We start from the raw sequence: 3,732 nt of genomic DNA, 5'->3' as shown, positions 1-3,732 counted from the left end.
TGACTTTAAGTGGAACATGGGTTGGATGAATGACTTCTTGGAATATCAGAAGTGCGATCCGTATTTCCGCAAATATAATCACAACAAGATGACCTTCTCCATGACTTATGCGTACAGCGAGAATTATATTCTTGTCATCTCTCATGATGAAGTGGTACATCTCAAGAAGTCTATGCTGGAAAAGATGCCGGGCAACGATGAGCAGAAGTTCGCCAATTTGAAGGCTGCTTATGCGTTCATGTTGGGACATCCGGGCAAAAAGTTGCTGTTCATGGGACAGGAATTCGGTGAACGCCGCGAGTGGAGCGAAGAACGCGAGCTGGATTGGCCGTCGCTGGATGACCCGAAGCATAGAGATCTCAAGGACTATGTTGGTCAGCTGCTTGCCATGTACAACAAGTATCCGGCACTGTACGGCATGGATGATACGTGGGATGGATTCCAGTGGATCAATGCAAACGATGGCGACCGCAGCATCTTCAGCTTTGTTCGCTATTCGCCGAGCAAGCGCAACAATCTGCTGTTTGTCATCAACTTCACGCCGGTAGAGCGTCCGGATTATCGCGTTGGTGTGCCGAAGAAAAAGCGTTACACCAAGATCTTCAGCACAAAGGCACCGGAAATTGGCGGCGTGGCAGATACCGAGCCGGTTATTTATCAGGCAAAGGCTTCTGAGTGCGATGGTCAGCCGTATTCGATTGATTATCCGCTGCCGGGTTATGGCGTTGCTGTCTTTAAGTTCTGATTTTCATACAAGACATAAAAACAAAGGCTGTCTCAATCGAGAGACAGCCTTTGCTCGTTCCAGAAAGGAAAGAGGTGGTTGTTATCGTGTGTTAAAAGAAATTACGAAGCATTGCTTGCATTGGAAGAGTCGGATGCCGAAACAATCTTGCCTGCCTTGCGTGCTTCGCGTTCAGCCTTGATGGTCGGCTGGAAACGCTTGACTTCCTTGGCGATGACACCGGACAGAGCCAGCAGACAAATCAGGTTCGGGATTGCCATCAGAGCGTTGGCAATATCCGACAGGTTCCAAACGAGATCCAGAGACATCGTTGCACCGAAAAAGGCGATGATAGAGAAGACGACACGGTAAATCGTGCAGATGGACTTCTTCTTGACGATGTATTCCAGTGCCTTTTCACCGTGATATTCCCAACCGAGAATGGTAGAGAAGGCGAACAAAGCGATGCCAATGGTGACGATCCAAGCACCAAAGGTGCCGAGAACCGTGCGGAATGCTTCAATGGTCAGGGCAGAGCCGACAATCAATTCGCCGGAAGCATCGGTCATGCCGAGCACACCGGAAGAACAGATAGCCAAACCGGTAATGGTGCAGATAATAATCGTATCGAAGAACGTGCCAGTCATGTTGATATAGCCCTGACGAACCGGATCATCTGTGGTAGCAGCGGCAGCAGTGATGGCTGCGGAGCCCATGCCGGCTTCATTGGAGAAGCAGCCGCGAGCCACGCCGTAACGCATCGAGCTCATCATGCTGGAGGTAATGGTGCCGAGCACACCGCCAGCAACGGCGTCTGGGCTAAACGCACACTTGAACATCAGAACAATGGCACTCGGAACAGTGGTGATGTTGCCGAGAATGACGATGATACCAAAAATTAGATAGAACACTGCCATAACCGGAACAATGACAGAGGAAACCTTGGACAGACGGGTGATGCCGCCGAGCAGAATAAACAGAACCAGAACGGCAACAACCAGACCGACAATCCATTCCGGTACATGGAAGGTGGTATTCAATGCAGTAGAGATGGAATTTGCCTGTGTCATGTTGCCAATGCCAAACGAGGCAATGACAGCAAAGATAGCAAACAGCATGGCGAGCACAGCACCAAAGGTCTTGTTCTTGAGGCCGCGCTTCATGGTGGTCATCGGGCCGCCGAGCATTTCACCGGCTTCATTCTTCACACGGTACTTGATTGCCAGCATACATTCGGAGAACTTGCTGGTTAAACCGAAAATAGCGGAAATTTCCATCCAAACCAGTGCGCCAGGACCGCCGCTGACCAAGGCGGTAGCGACGCCTACGATGTTGCCGGTACCGATGGTAGCGGCGAGAGCGGTCATTAACGCGGCGAATGGGGAAATATCGCCGGTGCCGCGGTGTGTGCCGCGCGCTTCCTTGCTGAATACCGAATGCAGAGCATACGGCAGGTTTCGCCAGCTGGCAAAACCGATGCGGACGGTCAAGAAAACGCCGGTTCCCACGAGGAGCACGAGCATGACTGGACCCCAGACAAAGCTGTCTACTGCAGAAACGATGTTCGAGAATGTTTCCATAATGTTTGACTCCCTTCTTATTATACGGGGCATGACAGAAGTTTTGCGAAAAAAAGCAGATAGACAAGGGCGGGAACGAGACGCCTTTGTCTATCTGCTGTCATGCGGTATTTAAGTTGCTCCTATCATACTGCATTTGCAGGAAAAAAGCAAGCGTCTTTCAAAAGTTTTTTGAAAAAATTTTAAAACTAACACAAAAGACGAATAAATCGTACAAAAAATGTGCAAATCATTTTTGGAAATATAAAAATGAATGAAATAATGCATATCTGGTTGCAATTTTTACTTATCCATGATAAGGTTAATGCAGAGAAAAACACGAAGGAGAATCGAACGTGACGAATTTTCGATTGACAATAGAATACGATGGAAAACGATACAGTGGCTGGCAGAGACAGGGCAATACAGATAATACCATTCAAGGCAAGATTGAGCAGATTCTCAGCCGCATGACAGGACACGCCGTGGAAATTAACGGCGCAGGCAGAACCGATGCCGGTGTTCATGCGCGGGCACAGGTTGCAAACGTCAAAATCAATACAGAGAAAAGTGCACACGAAATACAGGAAATTTTAAATCAATATTTGCCGCAGGACATCGCCGTGATCGCTTGTGAGCAGGCACCGGAGCGATTTCATGCACGGCTCAATGCCAAGGGAAAGCATTATCGGTATCGGCTGTGCGACGGCGGCGTACCGGATGTCTTTACGAGAAATTATGTCTGTGCGTGGGAAAATGAGCTGAATGTCGAGGCGATGCAGCGGGCGGCGGCCTATCTGATCGGAACACACGACTTCCGCGCGCTGTCCTCTGTCAATAAACGGTTTAAGAAATCTACCGTGAGAACCATCACAGCCATTACGATTACGCGGAATCCGCGAGAGATTTGCTTTGATGTCGAGGGCACAGGATTTTTGTATAATATGGTAAGAATCTTGATTGGAACACTGGTCGAGGTCGGCGAGGGAAAGCGTGCGCCGGAGAGTATCCCCGCTGTCTTGGAGAGCTTGGATCGTCAGCAGGCGGGCGTGACCATGCCGCCGCAAGGATTGACATTGGAAGCAGTTCTCTATTGATTTCTTCTGAAAAAGTGGTATGATAAGGAATATGCCAATATAAGGAAGAATATGTCATGAAGAACAATACACTCACGCAGCGCACGGCAGACCGGCTGCGCCATATGATCGTCAAACAACAAAAATTTCACTACGGCGAAAAGCTGCCCAACGAGAACGATTTGTCGGAACAGTTGGGAATCAGCCGCGCGACGCTGCGCGAGGCCATCCGCATTTTGACTTCGGAAGGGTTGCTCACCGTCAAGCGCGGCAAGGGTACGTTTGTGTCGGATCAAATCAATCAGTACGCCAACACAGATCAGCTGGGCTTTGGCGTACTGGCGGACACTAAGATTACCTTGCGCGATTTGTA

4 protein-coding genes are annotated in these 3,732 nt (G+C 49.5%); 3 read left to right on the top strand and 1 reads right to left on the bottom strand.

All coding sequences use genetic code 11. The annotated features are described in order from the left end of the window. Positions 1–745, top strand: a 745-nt coding sequence (locus ACR0P9_RS08930; protein ID WP_432619337.1) for an alpha amylase C-terminal domain-containing protein, incomplete at its 5' end; no start/stop codon positions are given. Positions 746–846: 101 nt separating this feature from the next. Here ACR0P9_RS08930 and ACR0P9_RS08925 read toward each other — a convergent pair. Then, positions 847–2,304, bottom strand: a complete 1,458-nt coding sequence (locus tag ACR0P9_RS08925) for an alanine/glycine:cation symporter family protein (protein WP_432619335.1) — start codon at positions 2,302–2,304, stop codon at positions 847–849. Positions 2,305–2,639: 335 nt separating this feature from the next. Here ACR0P9_RS08925 and truA point away from each other — a divergent pair, with 335 nt between their 5' ends. Both truA and ACR0P9_RS08915 read left to right on the top strand, forming a co-directional pair. Further along, on the top strand, positions 2,640–3,380 hold the full coding sequence (gene truA / locus ACR0P9_RS08920) for a tRNA pseudouridine(38-40) synthase TruA (RefSeq protein WP_432619333.1): 741 nt from the start codon (positions 2,640–2,642) through the stop codon (positions 3,378–3,380). Positions 3,381–3,436: 56 nt separating this feature from the next. Then, a partial coding sequence (locus tag ACR0P9_RS08915) for a FadR/GntR family transcriptional regulator (RefSeq protein ID WP_432619331.1) occupies positions 3,437–3,732 on the top strand: 296 nt, incomplete at its 3' end.

The sequence above is a fragment of the Butyricicoccus sp. genome, assembly GCF_050872565.1.
GTDB lineage: Bacteria > Bacillota > Clostridia > Oscillospirales > Butyricicoccaceae > Butyricicoccus_A.
The sequence above is the reverse complement of the archived record's forward strand: the minus strand, read 5'-3'. Positions and strand labels throughout refer to the sequence as shown.